We start from the raw sequence: 14,950 nt of genomic DNA, 5'->3' as shown, positions 1-14,950 counted from the left end.
TCCGCATTTATTTAAACCGGCGTTCGGCTATGCTGAACGCCATTTTTCAACTCGCCCCAGAGCCGCCATGCACTTCGACCTGCCGGATTTGCGCCTCTTCATTCATATCGCCGAATCGCCCAGCCTGACCCAGGGCGCACGCCGAGCGTCCCTGTCGCCGGCGGCAGCCAGCGCCCGTATCAAGGCGCTGGAGGGCCAGCTGGACACTCGTCTGCTATACCGCGACAGCCGCGGCGTAGAGCTGACGCCAGCCGGCCAGCGTCTGCTGCAGCACGCGCGACTGATCATGCGCCAGGTCGATTACCTGAAAAGCGAGTTCACCGAATACGGCAGCGACGCGGCCGGGCATATCCGCATCTTCGCCAACACCACGGCGGTAACCGAATTCCTGCCGGAGATCCTCGCAGGCTTTCTCGCCAGCCGGCCCGGCGTGACGGTTGACCTGCAGGAGCGCCTGAGCCGCGATATCGTCCGTGGCGTACTTGATGGCGGTGCCGACCTGGGCATCATCGCCGGCCCGGTGGAAGCAGCCGGCCTGCAGGTGCTGCACTTCAGCACCGACCGCCTGGTGCTGGTGGTGCCGGACGGCCATCCGCTGGCCGGCTGCGAGCGCGTTAGCCTGAACAACACCCTGCAGTATCAGCACATCGGCCTGCACGACGGCAGTACCCTGCTGACCTTTCTGCGTGAACATGTCGAGACCCTGGGCGGCACCCTGTCACTGCGAATCCAGATGTCGAGCTTCGAAGCCATCTGCCGCATGGTCGAAGCCAACGTCGGCATCGGCATCATTCCCGAGTCCGCCGCCAGCCGGCACCGCCGCACCATGAAGCTACGCACCATCGAACTGGAAGAGCCCTGGGCGATCCGCGAGCGCAGCATGCTGGTGCGCGACCTCGAAGCACTGCCCGGCAGCGTGCGGGCGTTGATCGCCACGCTGCTGCCGGAAGCTTGATATCCAGTAGCGTCTCCGCAATTTACGACGGTTTCAGCGTCACTTGCCCAGCCCATGCTCACGCAACTTGTTGGCGATGGTGGTATGGGATACGCCCAGGCGCTTGCCCAGCAGGCGGCTACTGGGAAATTCGCCGTGCAGGCGCTCCAGCACAGCCCTTTCGAAACGCCCGACGATGGCGTCCAGCCCGCCGTCCAGCGAGAAGTCGCCCAGCGGCTGCGCCGCACCGTAGCCCGGCAGGCGAATGTGCTCGGGCTTCACCACCGCACCCTCGCATAACGACACCGCCTGAAACAGCACGTTCTCCAGCTGCCTGACGTTACCCGGCCAGTGATAACGGCCCAGTTTCTCCAGCGCGGCCGGTGCCAGACCTGGTAGCGGGCAGCCGATCTGTCGGCTGGCGCGGTCGAGAAAATGCTCGGCCAGGGGCTGCAGGCCATCCAGGCATTCACGCAGCGGCGGGATGTGCAGGCTCAAGACATTGAGACGGTGGTAAAGGTCTTCCCGGAATTCGCCGCGAGCGCACAGCTCGGAAAGGTCGACCTGGGTGGCGCAGGTCACCCGCACGTCCAGGTAGACCTCCTCGTCGCTGCCGACCCGTCGAAAGCAGCCGTCCTGCAGAAAGCGCAACAGCTTGGCCTGCAGCCGCGGGCTCATTTCGCCAACGCCATCGAGAAACAGCGTGCCGCCTGCGGTCAGCTCCAGCAGGCCCAGCTTGCCTTCGGCGCGGGCGCCCTCGAAGGCGCCGGGGCCGTAGCCGAACAGCTCGGTCTCGGCCATCGACTCCGGCAAACCCGCGCAATTCAGGGCCATAAATGGCGACTGGCCGCGTGGGCTGGCCAGGTGGCAGGCCCGGGCCAGCAGTTCCTTGCCGGTGCCGGTTTCACCTTCGATCAGCAGCGGTGCATCCAGTGGCGCCATGCGCCGTGCCTCGCGCACTACGGCGGCCATCATTTTCGAGCTCTGGAAGATGCTGTCGAAGCCGCGCAGCTCCTGCTTGCGCACCTGATAGATACGCTCGCCGACGCGGTCGGCACGGTGCAAGGTCAACACCGCACCAGCCATGGCTTCGCTGTCGCCGTGTTCGCTCTGCAGCGGCGCGATGTCGGCGAGAAACACATCGCCGCAGACCTTCACCCGCAGCCCATTGATGCGCGAGCGATTGGCGCGCACCAGTTCCGGCAAGTCGAAATCCTCGATATAGCGTGAAAGCGCGATGCCTGGCACCTCGTCCACGCGCACGCCAAGCAAGGCTGCCGCGGCTCGGTTGGCGGCGACGATGCTGCCGCCCATGTCGACGGACAACACCGGAAACTCCAGAGCGCCGAGCAAGGCATTGAGTTCCAGGTGGTGGCGCTCGCTGGGCATCAGCCCCACGCGCTTGACACCGAATACACCGGTGATGGCTTCGAACTTGGCGCGCAAAGCCTGGAATTGCAGGTTGATCAGGTTTGGACAATGCAGGTAGACGGCGTTGCCCTGCTCGCCACCGACCTCGCCGCGGGCGACATTGATGCCGTAGTCGACCAGCAGTTCGAGAATGTCGCGCAGGATGCCCACGCGGTTCTGGCAGTGGATCTTGATACGCATGACGGTCGCTCTTGTTATTTTCGTCAAGGTTTCTTGCCAGTCTAGAGCAAGCCGCCGAGCCAGGAACAGGCTTTCGCGCATGACGTAATGCTTTCTTTACGAAAACCGCCATCCACCCGCCCGCACCGGTCGCGCGCAGCCGCGCAAGGCGCGCAGGCCTGGGGCATGCTCAGGCCAGCCGCGACCAGAGCGGATGTGCAGGGAGATCGCCAAGATGAAAGCCAGCCAGTACGTTGCCAGGCAGCCTGACGCGAACGGCTTCATTAACTACAGCGAGGTCGAGCATCACACCTGGCAGACGCTCATCGAGCGCCAACTCGAGGTGATCGAACCCCGCGCCTGCCAGGCGTACCTGGACGGTATCGACAAGCTCGCTCTGCCCCGCGACCGGATTCCGCAATTGCCGGACATCAATCGCGTGCTGCTGGCCAGCACCGGCTGGCAGGTCGCCCAGGTGCCGGCGCTGATTCCCTTTCAGCGCTTCTTCGAGCTGCTCGCCAAGAAACAGTTTCCGGTGGCCACCTTTATCCGCACCGAAGCCGATCTGGATTACCTGCAAGAGCCGGACATCTTTCACGAAATCTTTGGCCACTGCCCGCTGCTGACCGATCCCTGGTTCGCCGAATTCACCCATACCTACGGCCGCCTGGGGCTGGCTGCCAGCCCACAGGAGCGGGTATTCCTGGCGCGCCTGTACTGGATGACCATCGAGTTCGGCCTGGTCGACACGCCCGTCGGCCGACGCATTTACGGTGGTGGCATTCTCTCCTCGCCCAGGGAGGCGGTGTATTGTCTATCCGCCGAGCCCGAGCACCAGCCGTTCGATCCCGTTGAGGCGATGCGCACCCCCTATCGCATCGACATTCTGCAACCGCTGTACTTCGTGCTGCCGGACCTGCAACGGCTGTTCGCCCTGGCGCAGCAGGACATCATGAGCCTGGTGCAGCAGGCCATGGTGCTCGGCTTGCACGCACCGAAATTTCCACCCAAGGCGGCCTGATAACCTGCTCATGATCTGCTGCGCGTCGGCGCTCCCGCGTTAAAAAAGCCCAAGTTGGGCGCTGCCGTCAGATGCTCATCTACCACCTGTGAACTCGAGGAACCCCATGACCGCACTGTCCAAAGCCACTTGCGAAGCCTGTAGCGCCGATGCGCCCAAAGTCAGCGAGGCCGAACTGGCGCAGCTGATCAAGGAAATCCCGGACTGGAACATCCAGGTTCGCGATGGCGTGATGCAGCTCGAGCGCGCCTACGCCTTTCGTACTTTCAAACACGCGCTGACCTTCACCAATGCGGTGGGCGAGATCGCCGAGACGGAGAACCATCACCCGTCGCTGCTCACCGAATGGGGCAAAGTCACCGTCACCTGGTGGAGCCACTCGATCAAGAGCCTGCACCGCAACGATTTCGTCATGGCAGCACGTACCGACGAGCTGGCAGAGACGGCCGAAGGGCGCAAGTGAAATGCCCCGCAAAAGGGAAAAACGCGCTCGCGTGCGCACCGAGCTGGTGCCTTTCACTGCTGCAAAAAATGGAGGTACCGTTCGTCGGTAAAAATAAACCCTAAATATCAAGAAGATACTGAACAACCTCAGAGATCACTGGCGCGCTTCCTGCTTGCCATCACCGGCATAGTTCCCTAGGGTTGTTCGCCATGTGGTCCTTGATTGCCCCTATCAGCTCGTTGCTGGGTGGGGTCGCGTTACTCCTCCTCGGCAACGGTCTGCTCAACACCCTACTGACTCTGCGTGGCGTCGCCGAAGGCTACTCCACCGGGATGCTCGGCCTGATCATGTCCGGGTACTTCGTCGGTTTCCTGCTCGGCACCTGGCTGGCGATTCCGCTTGTGCATCGCGTTGGGCATATCCGTGCCTTCTCGTTCTGCGCCGCCCTGGCCGCCATTACCGCCCTGCTCCATGTGCTGATCGTCGCCCCCTGGGTATGGCTCGGCTTGCGGGTGCTCTACGGCCTGGCGTTGGTCAGCCTGTACATGGTCATCGAAAGCTGGCTAAACGCCCAGGTGCCCAACGACAAACGCGGGCAGATGTTCGCCGTGTACATGGCGGTCAACCTCGGCGCCCTGGCGGCCGCCCAGCAACTGCTGAACCTTGCCGAGCCGACCGATTTCCTGCTGTTCGCCCTGGCAGCGATGCTGATCAGCGCGGCGCTGATGCCCATCACGCTGACCCGCCAGGCGCAGCCGAACGTGCCCGATACCTTGCACACCAACCTGCGCGCCATCGTCGGCATCGCGCCGCTGTCGATCGCCGCGGCCGGCCTTTCCGGCCTGGCATTGGGTGCGTTCTGGGGTATGGCGCCGGTGTACGCCAGCCTCAACGGCTTCGACGCTGCCGGGGTCGGCCTGATGATGAGCGCGACCATTCTCGGTGGCGCGCTGCTGCAATGGCCAATCGGGCGTTTTTCCGATACCCATGACCGGCGCTGGGTGCTGTTCTGGGTGGTCAGCGCGGCGGTCATCGTCGCCCTAGTAATGAGCCTGCTGCCCGCTGGCCGTCCGTTGCTGGGATTGATGTTCCTGTTCGGCGGGCTGTCGTTCGCCATCTACCCCATCGCCGTGGCGCAGCTGATCGACCAGCTGCACAGCGACGAAATCCTCTCCGGCTCCAGCAGCCTGCTGATGGTCAACGGCATCGGCTCGGTATGCGGCCCGCTGCTCGCCGGCCTGCTCATGCAATACAGCGGGGCGGCGGCGTTGCCGCTGTACTTCGCCGCCACCCTGGGTTTGTTGGCGGCCTACACCTTCTATCGTCTGCGTCACGTCAGCGACCTGGTCGCCGGTGAACAGGCGCACTTCGTGCCGATGCTGCGCACCAGCCACACCGTGCTGGAGCTCATGCCAGATGCCCCGCCGTCTGCGGATGACATCGATTCGGACAACGATCAAACCGGTGACGAGCGGGAGCCCGTTACCACTTCGTCGTAGGCACACGCTCGCCTACATAACAGAGGCGCCACCAAGGTGCCCGCTTTGCTCGCCGGTCGATGCCGGCGTTTTGACAGGGAGACAGCCCATGCTACTTGCTACCGATCTCGATGGAACCTTTCTGGCCGGTGATCCCGAGGACCGCCTGAGCCTCTACCAGACCATCGCCGCCCACCCGGAAATCCAGCTGGCTTACGTCACCGGGCGCAGCCTCGAAGCGGTCCTACCGTTGCTGGCCGACCCCACTCTGCCGCAACCGGACTTCATCATCGCCGACGTCGGCGCTACCTTCGTGCACGGCGACAGCCTGCAACCGATCCAGCAGCTACAGGGCCAGGTCGACGCCCATTGGCCCGGCGAAAGCCAGGTCGCCCAGGCACTGGAAGGCTTCGGCCTGGAACGCCAGGACGTGCCTCAGGCGCGCCGCTGCTCGTACTTCTGCACGCCCGAACAGGCCGCCAATCCGGCCCTGGCCCAGGCCGCAGAAACGCTAGGTTGCGATCTGCTGTATTCCGCGGATCGCTACCTCGACTTTCTGCCCAAAGGCGTCAACAAGGGCACCAGCCTAAAGGCGCTGGTCGACTGGCTCGAGCTCGACGACGGCGAGGTGCTGGCCTGTGGCGACACCCTGAATGACCTGAACATGCTCGACGGCACCTACAAGGGCGTTTGCGTGGGCGAGTCCGAGCCCAACCTGATCAAGGCCACCGAGCATCAGTCGTGGATCCTGCATGCGGACCGCTCGGGCTGCGGCGGCATTCTGCAGGCCTTCGTACACTTCGGTTTTCTTGGCGAGCATGGCATCGCCGCCGAAAAACGCACTGCCACCAAACCGGGGCGCGCCGAGCTGGTGATGGTCTATCACCGCCTGCCCTACGAGGAACATCGCGGCGCGGATGGCAAGGTGCAGCGTCGCCGCCCGACTTCCCCCAACGGCATCATCCCGACCCTGATGAGTTTCTTTGGCGACTCGCGGCCAGGCTCCTGGGTCGCCTGGGCCGTCGACGAAGGCGCCGACGAGCCGTTCGAAACCCACACCACCGTGGATGCCGAACGCTATCCGAAGCTCACTGCCGCCCGGGTGGCGCTGAGCAAGCGGGAAGTCGACATCTTCTACAAGCGCTTCTCCAAGGAAGCGTTCTGGCCGACGCTGCACACCTTCTGGGAGCGCGCGCGCTTCGACGAGGACGACTGGCAGGTGTTTCTCAAGGTCAACCGCGCGTTCGCCGAGCGCACCGCCAAGGAAGCCGCGGAAGGCGCCGTAGTGTGGCTGCACGATTACAACCTGTGGATGGTGCCAGGCTACCTGCGCGAGCTGCGCCCGGACCTGCGCATCGCCTTCTTTCACCACACCTACTTTCCGTCGGCCGACGTGTTCAACGTGCTGCCGTGGCGCCGGCAGATCATCGGCAGCCTGCTGCAGTGCGACTACATCGGCTTTCATATCCCGCGTCAGGTGGAGAATTTCGTCGACGTGGCCCGTGGCGTCACACCGCTGCAGACCGTCAGCCGGCAGAACTGCGCGCCGCGCTTCGTCACTTACGGCTGCGCCGTTGGTTTGGAGCGCATGACCACCGCGGTAGATACCGGCAGCCGCGTGGTCAAGCTCGGCGCCCATCCGGTCGGCCTGGATATCGATCGCGTGCGCAACGCCCTGGCCCAGGACAAGACCCGCGAGCAGATGGCCAACCTGCGCGAGGAGCTGAGCGGCATCAAGCTGATTCTGTCGGTCGAACGCCTGGATTACACCAAGGGCATCCTGGAGAAACTGCAGGCCTACGAGCGCCTGCTGGCCGACAACCCGGAGCTGCACAAGAAAATCACCCTGGTCAGCATCTGCGTACCGGCAGCGCGCGAGATGACCATCTACGACGAACTGCAGTCGCAGATCGAACAGGCGGTGGGGCGCATCAACGGCCGCTTCGCCCGGGTCGGCTGGACGCCCGTGCAGTTCTTCTTCCGCAGCTTCCCGTTCGATGAGGTGGTGGCCTGGTACGCCATGGCCGACGTGATGTGGATCACCCCGCTGCGCGACGGCCTCAACCTGGTAGCCAAGGAATTCATCGCCACCCAGGGGCTGACCAACGGCCAGGGCGTGCTGGCGCTGTCGGAGTTCGCCGGCGCCGCCGCCGAGCTCAAGGGCGCGCTGCTGACCAACCCCCATGACACCGCCGACCTGGCGCAAACCTGCTACCTGGCGCTGAACATGCCCAAGGCCGAAGCCCGTGCCCGGCTGCGCGAGCTGTTCGATATCGTCAGCTACAACGACATCCGTCGCTGGGGTGACGAGTTCCTGGCTGGCGTGGTCGAGCCGGAAGCCGAGACGGTGCTGAAGCTGGCTGCGGGCTGAGCCAAGGCAATATATCTGTGGGAGCGGGCCATGCCCGCGAAGCTTTTCGGGCGCATGGCGCCCTCCCACAAGCACTGTTCCCGTAGGAGATTGCGCAACCCTGCCCTTCGCGGCAGACAACGGCTTGCACCTGATATGCTGCGCGCCATCGCAAGTACGAGACACGCAGCATGAACAACATCCTGATCATCGGTATCGGCGCCGGTGACCCCGATTACCTCACCACCCAGGCGATCAACGCCCTCAACCGCGCCGACGTGTTCTTCATCCTCGACAAGGGCGAGGCCAAGGATAAGCTGATCGCCCTGCGCCGCCTGATCCTCGATCGCTATATCGCGCCGGGCCGCCAGTACCGCGTGCTGGAGGCCACCAACCCGGAGCGCGAGCGTGACGTGGCGAACTACGACGCCAGCATCGACAGCCTCAACCGCAACAAGCAGGCGGTGTTCGAGCAATTGCTCGGCCAGCTGCAAGAGGGCGAAACCGGCGCCTTTCTGGTCTGGGGCGATCCGTCGCTGTACGACAGTACCATCCGCATTCTCGATGGCGTTATCGCTGGCGGCCGGCCCCTCGCCTACGAAGTGATCCCCGGCATCACCAGCGTACAGGCCCTCACCGCACGCCACCGCATTCCCCTCAACCAGATCGGCCGCGCCGTGCAGATCACCACTGGGCGTCGCCTACGCGAGGGCTGGCCGAAGGGCGTGGACAGCGTGGTGGTGATGCTCGACGCCCAGGACAGCTATCGCCAGGTGATCGACGAAGACCTGCACATCTACTGGGGCGCCTACGTCGGCACGCCGGACGAGATCCTGATCGCCGGCAGGCTGGCCGAAGTGGCCGAGCAGATCGCCACGACCCGCGCGGCCGCGCGTGAGGCCAACGGCTGGATCATGGACAGTTATCTGCTGCGCCGTGGCGGGCGCGAGGCCTGATCGCGGACTCGAGGATATCGACCGTCTGCAGCCTGTCGCTTGGCTGTTCGAGGCAGAAGCGGATATCGTTGCTTTACTTGTGGGAACGGGCCATGCCCGTGATTTTTCGCGGGCATGGCCCGTTCCCACAAATACCCCGCCGATGTCCGCTCCCGCCACGTAGCGGCCGGTCAGGCGACTTTTGTTAGCTGGCCGATCAAGAAGATTCGCCTCAGCAGCGCTCGCGAAACAGCGCCTGGTGCTCACGGCACTGCTCGGCCGAGAGCATGAACACGCCGTGGCCACCGCGGGCGAAGTCCAGCCAGGCGAAATCCACTTCCGGGTACAGTGCTTCGACGTGCACCTGGCTGTTGCCCACCTCGACGATCAGCAAGCCTTTCTCGGTCAGGTGATCGGCCGCTTCGGCGAGCATCCGACGCACAAGGTCCAGGCCATCATCACCACAGGCCAGACCCATTTCCGGCTCGTGCTGATACTCGGCCGGCATATCGGCGAAATCCTCGGCATCCACATACGGCGGGTTGGAGACGATCAGGTCGAAGCGCTGCCCCGGCAGGCCGGCGAAGCCGTCGCCTTGCACGGTGTAGACGCGCTCCTCGAGACCATGACGCTCGATATTGCGATTGGCCACTTCCAGCGCCTCGAAGGACAGGTCACCAAGCACCACTTCGGCGTCGAGGAATTCGTAGGCGCAGGCGATGCCGATGCAGCCCGAGCCGGTGCACAGATCGAGAATCCGCGCGGGCTCGCCGGCCAGCCAGGGACTGAAACGCTGCTCGATCAACTCGCCGATCGGTGAGCGTGGCACCAGCACCCGCTCGTCGACGATGAATGGCAAACCGCAGAACCAGGCTTCGCCCAGCAGGTAGGCGGTGGGCACGCGATCTTCGATACGGCGCTTGAGCAGGCTTTGCAGATGCAGGTGTTCTTCGTCTTCCAGGCGACAATCGAGATAGCCGTCGGCGATTTCCCAGGGCAGGTGCAGCGCGCCGAGCACCAGTTGCCGGGCTTCGTCCCAGGCGTTGTCGGTGCCGTGCCCGAAGAACAGCTCTTCGGCCTGAAAACGGCTCACCGCCCAACGAATGTAGTCACGCAGGGTGCGCAGGCGGGTATTCAGGGCTGGGCGGGCATCGGTCACGACAGGGCTCCGGGTAAAAGGCATAAGTCTAGCAGGCCGGCACCGGCATTCCAGCGCACCGGAGGGAGATTGTCGTGTCGCTGCGCCAGTGAGCTGAAACGATTCTCCTGGCACCGCTGCGCTGCAACGCAGCAATACAACCAACAGAGAGGTTCACAGCGGCGTCATAGAGGCGGACAATATGCACCGTTAACCGCGCCAGCAAGGAGTCGTACATGTCGTCCCACCCGCAAACGTTCTATCAGCTCACCGGCCGTGGCCATGCCCCCGCCAGCCTGAGCAATGCGACCCTGCTGGTCATCGATGCCCAGGAAGAGTACCGCAGCGGCGTGGTGCAACTGCCCGGCCTCGATGCCGCGCTGGTGGAGATCGCCAAGTTGCTCGACGCGGTGCGTGCCCAGGGCGGCGCCATCGTACACATCAAGCACCTGGGCATTCCCGGTGGTCTCCTCGACCCACGCGGCCCGCGTGGCGATCACCTGCCGGAAGTGGCGCCGCTGCCCGGTGAAATCGTCGTCGAGAAGCGCATGCCGAATGCCTTTTCCGGCACCGAACTGCACGAGAAGCTGCAGTCCCTCGGCCACCTGGACCTGATCGTCTGCGGTTTCATGACTCACTCGAGCATCAGCACCACCATCCGCGCCACCAAGGACTACGGCTACCGCTGTACCGTGGTCGACGCCGCCTGCGCCACCCGCGACCTGCCAACGCCTGATGGCAAGGTGATCAGTGCCGCCGACATGCACCGCGTGGAAATGATCGCCCTGGCCGACAACTTCGCCGCCTGGGTGCCGGACGCCAACGCGCTACTTTGAGCTTGTGCGCGCCTCATCGGTTGAACCCGCTACTACACTGCCAGTCATAGCGAGAGGATCCTTCAAGGAATCAGCGCATGAAGCAAACAGACGGTTTCAGTACCAGCCTTCGCCCAAGACGCTCGTTCAGCTGGCGGTTGCGTTTTGCCGCGGCGCTGACGGCACTGTTCGCGGTATTCGGCATTCTGCTGCTGATGGCGGGCGCATCGACCCTGCTGGGCCGCCCGCCGGCACTGGGCAACTTCAATGACTCGACCACCGACGCCAGCGTGCTGCTGGTGCTCGGGTTGTTGCTGTTCTGGGGCGGCGTGGTGGGTTGGCGCAAATCGCGCCGGCGCATGCGTCAGCGCAAGGCCGACCTGTCTATGTCTCCGCACCTGATGAAGAAACGCGACTGACCCGCCCTGCGCTGCTTGTTAAACTGGGCGCCCGTGCGGAGGCCCCATGCAAGACGACGACCTTTCCCTGTTCAAAGCCCAGCTGCAAGGCGTGAAGCCGATCAGACATGATCGTGCCGACACCGGTAAGCCAAAGAGCGATCGGGCGCGCCTGGCCACCTTGCGCCAGGCAGCCACGCAGCGTACCGACACCATCAAGGTCGATGGCCTGTCCGATCAGTTCGTCATCGACGTCGGCGCAGAAGACGCCCTCTTCTGGGCGGGCAACGGCGTGCAGGACGGCCAGATGCGCAAGCTCAAGCTCGGCCAGATTCCCTTCGACGGCAGCCTCGACCTGCACGGCATGAGCGTCGAGAAAGCCCGCGATACCCTCTGGGAGTTTCTCGCCGAAGCCACCAAGCTGGAGATTCGCTGCGTGCGGGTCACCCACGGCAAGGCGGTACGCACCGATGGCCGCAAGCCGATGATCAAGAGCCACGTGAACACCTGGCTACGCCAGCATCCGCAGGTACTGGGCTTCGCTTCCTGCGTGGCCAAGCACGGCGGTACAGGGGCGGTCTACGTGATGCTCAAGCGCACCATGATGGATGGCCGTGACGAGTGATCACTCGACCGCCCTCCCCATGAAGCGCTGATTCCAGCGCATAAAAAACCCGGCGCAGGCCGGGTTTTTCAATACAGCGCAGAGCTGAATCAGGCCGGCGCTTTGGCGCGGGACTTGTATTCGCCGGTGCGGGTATCGATCTCGATCCAGTCGCCGATTTCGCAGAAGTCGGCAACCTTCACTTCGGTGCCGTTGTTCAGTTTGGCAGGCTTCATCACCTTGCCGGAAGTGTCGCCACGGGCAGAACCTTCGGTGTAGGCCAACTGACGCACGATGGTGGTCGGCAGGTCGACGGAAATGACCTTGCCTTCGAAGAACACGGCTTCGCAGACGTCGTTCATGCCTTCTTCGATGAACGGCAGGACGCTTTCCAGGTCTTCGGCGCGCAGCTCGTAGGAGTTGTACTCCGGGTCCATGAACACGTAGTCGTCGCCACTGATGTAGGACAGGTTCACTTCCTTGCGCTCAAGGATGACCGGCTCCATCTTGTCGTCGGCTTTGTAGACGGTTTCGGTCTTGGAGCCGTTGATCAGGTTCTTCAGCTTCATCTTGACGATGGCGCTGTTACGACCGGACTTGGTGAACTCGGCCTTCTGGATCAGCCATGGCTGGCCGTCGATCAGGGCCACGCTGTTAGGCTTCATTTCTTGTGCGGTTTTCATACGAATATCCGGATCTGAATGGATTTACAAAATTCGAGGCCGCGTATCATAGCCAATTTCGGTAAAACTGCACCAGCGCTGCGGCAAGATCTGCACGTACCGCCTGGCGCCTGGCCCACCCATGTGCGTGGGCGGCCAGTTCATCGGCGCATTGCAGCCAGGCTGCCCAGCCCGGCGCCATGTCCTCGCCCACGTTCCAGGCCTGCCACACCGCGCGCAAAGCCGCCTGGGCCTCGCCTGAAAGCCCTTGGCAGTACAGGGCCATGAACGCGTCGAGCTTTTCCAGGTGCGCATCGTCCTGCTGCGGGTAGATATGCCAGACCAACGGTCTGCCCGCCCATTGCGCTCGCACGAAGGAATCCTCGCCGCGCACCAGGTTGAGGTCGCAGCACCAGAGCAACGCGTCATACTGTTCCTGCTGCATGAAGGGCAGCAGCTGCACGCTCAAGGCGCCGCGCCGGATGACCTGACCGGGCTCGAGCGGCAAGCCCGCCCAACGCTGCAAATCGCCAAGAATCCGTCCCTCCGGCACCAGCAGATGGGTCGGGGTATCAGCGCTTGCCAGGGCATCCAGCCAGCCGGCAAGTGCGGCGTTTTCATAGGCAAACAGGGACACCAAGCGGGTCCCAGCGCCGGGGATGACGCCTAGCGAAGCGAGAAAGCGCGCGCGCGCCTCGGCGCTCTCCTGCAGTCTGTCGCGCGCGGCGAGCAGCCCACTCTCGCGCAGCAGCCCGCCCGTGCCAGTGGTAAAGCCTGGAAAGAAGAAGAACTTCTGCAGGCCGCTGCCCTGCATCGACGGCAGGCCGTGGCAACCCTCGACCCAGCTTTCGGCACTCAGGTATTCCAGGTTCAGCCAGAGCACGGGCCGCGTGCGCGCGGCCATGGCCGCCACATAGCCGGCAGGCAGATCGCAGGCGAAGGCTTCGATCACCACGTCCGCCGGCTCGACAGCCTGCCAGGCCGGCGCCCAATGGCGCACCTCGACCCCGCTCAATGGCTGGCAATCGGAATCGGCGTCGGCCTGCGGGCAGATACGCGCCAGCGCCGCCAGATCGTCGACCCACAGGCGCACCTCGGCGCCCTGCTCGGCCACCAGCTGCCGGGCCAGGCGCCAGGTCACGCCGATATCGCCGTAGTTATCGACGACGCGGCAAAAAATGTCCCACTTCATGGCCGCACGCCCCTCATTCGATGCTCTTCACCTTCAGGCCTGAAGCCCACCTTCGCGCTCCCGAGCGTCCGCCGTCATATCGACCACCGGCTCGGCGACTTCGACACCGGGCACCACATCGGAGAGGTCTTCCTGGCGCTCGTGCTCGAGCGCACCCTGGACCAGATCCTCGGTCACCCGCAGCTCTGCACCCACCATCGACGCGGGCGTCGCCGGCTCGAATGGTGCCACAGGCTGGGGTGCCGGGCGCAGCTTGCGGCGCCAGAAGAACAGCATCACCAGGCAGCCATTGAGCAGGCTGAAGGCCAGGAACAGCCCGGCGTCGCCGTCGTGCTCCATCAGCGGCGAGATTATCAGCGGGCTGATCGCCGAGCCCAGGGAGTTGATCAGCAGCAGCCCTTGCACCATGCGCACCAGCGCCCCGGCCGGCGCGCGGTCAGCGGCATGGCTGACCGCTACCGGGTAAACGGCGAACACCCCGCCACCGAGCAGGAACAGCAGCACCATGAGAAGCAGCGGTGAGGACGGCAGGATCATGATCGCCAGGGAGATCAGCAGGCAGAACAGACTGAGCACGATCAGCACGCTTTGCCGATCATGCTGGTCGGACCAGCGCCCCACCGGGTACTGCAGCAGCATGGCGCCGAGGATCACGCTGGCCATCATCTGCCCGACCTCGCTGACACTCATGCCGACGCGCTGCAGGTACAGCGGCAACAGCGAGTAGATCGCGGCGATGGCGATACCCGAACCGAAGCAGCCAATCACCCCGGTCGGGGTCATGCGGATCAACTGATGCGGTAGCAGCGGCTCGACCTTCTCGACCAGCGGCGTCACCCGCGGGATGATGCCCATCGGCAGCACCGACAACGAAGCCAGCAGCCCGGCCACCATGAAGGGCGCGGTTTCACCCCAGGCATCGATGGCGCCGAGTTGCAACTGGCCGAGCATGCCGGAGCCGTACAGCGCCATCATGTACAACGCCAGCAGGCGGCCACGCACCTTCTGGTCGCCGGCCAGCAACATCCAGCTTTCCACCACCAGAAAAACGCCCAGAATCGACCAGCCAGCGATCAGGCGGAAAACGAACCAGGCCCAGGGATCGAAGAACAGCCCCTGCAACAACACGCTGACAGCGGTCAACGAGGCGAAGCTACTGTAGGCGCGGATATGGCCGATGCGCAGGATCAGCCGGTCGTTGAACAACGCCCCCAGGGTTAGGCCGATGAAGTAGGACGCCGACACGATACCGATCACCGTCGCCGACACGCCTGCAGCATCCAGACGCAGCGTGGTCAGCGAGGAAATGAAGCCGTTACCGATACTGATGATGAACAAACCGAGCAAGGGCCCCAGCGCCATGCCAAGCAATTGCGACATAAAAACCT

At 63.9% G+C, this 14,950-nt stretch carries 14 protein-coding genes; 9 read left to right on the top strand and 5 right to left on the bottom strand.

Annotation, left to right across the window (positions count from 1 at the left end; genetic code table 11):
- The first annotated feature begins 67 nt into the window (after positions 1-67).
- Positions 68-955 carry a LysR substrate-binding domain-containing protein gene (locus BVH03_RS09295; protein ID WP_075960892.1) on the top strand — a complete coding sequence of 296 codons (888 nt, stop codon included), beginning with the start codon at positions 68-70 and terminating at the stop codon, positions 953-955.
- Positions 956-994: 39 nt separating this feature from the next.
- On the opposite strand, the gene BVH03_RS09290 is transcribed toward BVH03_RS09295, so the two are convergent.
- Positions 995-2,545 (bottom strand): sigma-54-dependent transcriptional regulator, encoded by a 1,551-nt coding sequence (locus BVH03_RS09290; RefSeq protein ID WP_075960891.1) that lies wholly within the window; start codon positions 2,543-2,545, stop codon positions 995-997.
- Between the two features lie 193 nt (positions 2,546-2,738).
- Here BVH03_RS09290 and phhA point away from each other — a divergent pair, with 193 nt between their 5' ends.
- The 5 genes from phhA (at position 2,739) to cobF (ending at position 8,774) form a co-directional block, all read left to right on the top strand.
- Positions 2,739-3,545, top strand: coding sequence for a phenylalanine 4-monooxygenase (gene phhA, locus BVH03_RS09285; RefSeq protein WP_256574662.1), 807 nt, complete (start codon positions 2,739-2,741; stop codon positions 3,543-3,545).
- 106 nt (positions 3,546-3,651) lie between these two features.
- Positions 3,652-4,008, top strand: a complete 357-nt coding sequence (locus BVH03_RS09280; protein WP_075960889.1) for a 4a-hydroxytetrahydrobiopterin dehydratase — start codon at positions 3,652-3,654, stop codon at positions 4,006-4,008.
- A gap of 191 nt (positions 4,009-4,199) precedes the next feature.
- A complete protein-coding gene (locus BVH03_RS09275; RefSeq protein ID WP_075960888.1) occupies positions 4,200-5,489 on the top strand; it encodes an MFS transporter in 1,290 nt (429 codons plus the stop codon).
- 88 nt (positions 5,490-5,577) lie between these two features.
- Entirely contained in the window at positions 5,578-7,839 is a 2,262-nt protein-coding gene (ggpS, locus tag BVH03_RS09270) for a glucosylglycerol-phosphate synthase (RefSeq protein WP_075960887.1), read from the top strand.
- A gap of 170 nt (positions 7,840-8,009) precedes the next feature.
- The gene (gene cobF, locus BVH03_RS09265) at positions 8,010-8,774 is read left to right on the top strand and encodes a precorrin-6A synthase (deacetylating) (RefSeq protein ID WP_075960886.1); all 765 of its coding nucleotides are present in this window, start codon (positions 8,010-8,012) and stop codon (positions 8,772-8,774) included.
- 211 nt (positions 8,775-8,985) lie between these two features.
- On the opposite strand, the gene prmB is transcribed toward cobF, so the two are convergent.
- Positions 8,986-9,891 (bottom strand): 50S ribosomal protein L3 N(5)-glutamine methyltransferase, encoded by a 906-nt coding sequence (prmB, locus tag BVH03_RS09260; protein ID WP_256574664.1) that lies wholly within the window; start codon positions 9,889-9,891, stop codon positions 8,986-8,988.
- Between the two features lie 236 nt (positions 9,892-10,127).
- Here prmB and BVH03_RS09255 point away from each other — a divergent pair, with 236 nt between their 5' ends.
- The 3 genes from BVH03_RS09255 to BVH03_RS09245 all read left to right on the top strand — a co-directional run bounded on the left by BVH03_RS09255 (position 10,128) and on the right by BVH03_RS09245 (position 11,729).
- A complete protein-coding gene (locus BVH03_RS09255; RefSeq protein WP_070888226.1) occupies positions 10,128-10,727 on the top strand; it encodes a cysteine hydrolase family protein in 600 nt (199 codons plus the stop codon).
- 77 nt (positions 10,728-10,804) lie between these two features.
- Positions 10,805-11,125 carry a hypothetical protein gene (locus BVH03_RS09250; RefSeq protein ID WP_075960884.1) on the top strand — a complete coding sequence of 107 codons (321 nt, stop codon included), beginning with the start codon at positions 10,805-10,807 and terminating at the stop codon, positions 11,123-11,125.
- Positions 11,126-11,171: 46 nt separating this feature from the next.
- Positions 11,172-11,729 (top strand): Smr/MutS family protein, encoded by a 558-nt coding sequence (locus tag BVH03_RS09245; protein ID WP_075960883.1) that lies wholly within the window; start codon positions 11,172-11,174, stop codon positions 11,727-11,729.
- 89 nt (positions 11,730-11,818) lie between these two features.
- On the opposite strand, the gene efp is transcribed toward BVH03_RS09245, so the two are convergent.
- The 3 genes from efp to BVH03_RS09230 are packed head-to-tail and all read right to left on the bottom strand — an operon-like array spanning position 11,819 to position 14,942.
- On the bottom strand, positions 11,819-12,391 hold the full coding sequence (gene efp, locus BVH03_RS09240; protein ID WP_013791768.1) for an elongation factor P: 573 nt from the start codon (positions 12,389-12,391) through the stop codon (positions 11,819-11,821).
- A gap of 46 nt (positions 12,392-12,437) precedes the next feature.
- Complete coding sequence (earP, locus tag BVH03_RS09235; protein ID WP_075960882.1) at positions 12,438-13,562, bottom strand: elongation factor P maturation arginine rhamnosyltransferase EarP; 1,125 nt, start codon at positions 13,560-13,562, stop codon at positions 12,438-12,440.
- 33 nt (positions 13,563-13,595) lie between these two features.
- Positions 13,596-14,942 carry an MFS transporter gene (locus BVH03_RS09230; protein ID WP_075960881.1) on the bottom strand — a complete coding sequence of 449 codons (1,347 nt, stop codon included), beginning with the start codon at positions 14,940-14,942 and terminating at the stop codon, positions 13,596-13,598.
- Between the last annotated feature and the right edge of the window lie 8 nt (positions 14,943-14,950).

Origin of the sequence: Pseudomonas sp. PA15(2017), from assembly GCF_001945395.1 — a bacterium.
Classification (GTDB): domain Bacteria; phylum Pseudomonadota; class Gammaproteobacteria; order Pseudomonadales; family Pseudomonadaceae; genus Aquipseudomonas.
The sequence above is the reverse complement of the archived record's forward strand: the minus strand, read 5'-3'. Positions and strand labels throughout refer to the sequence as shown.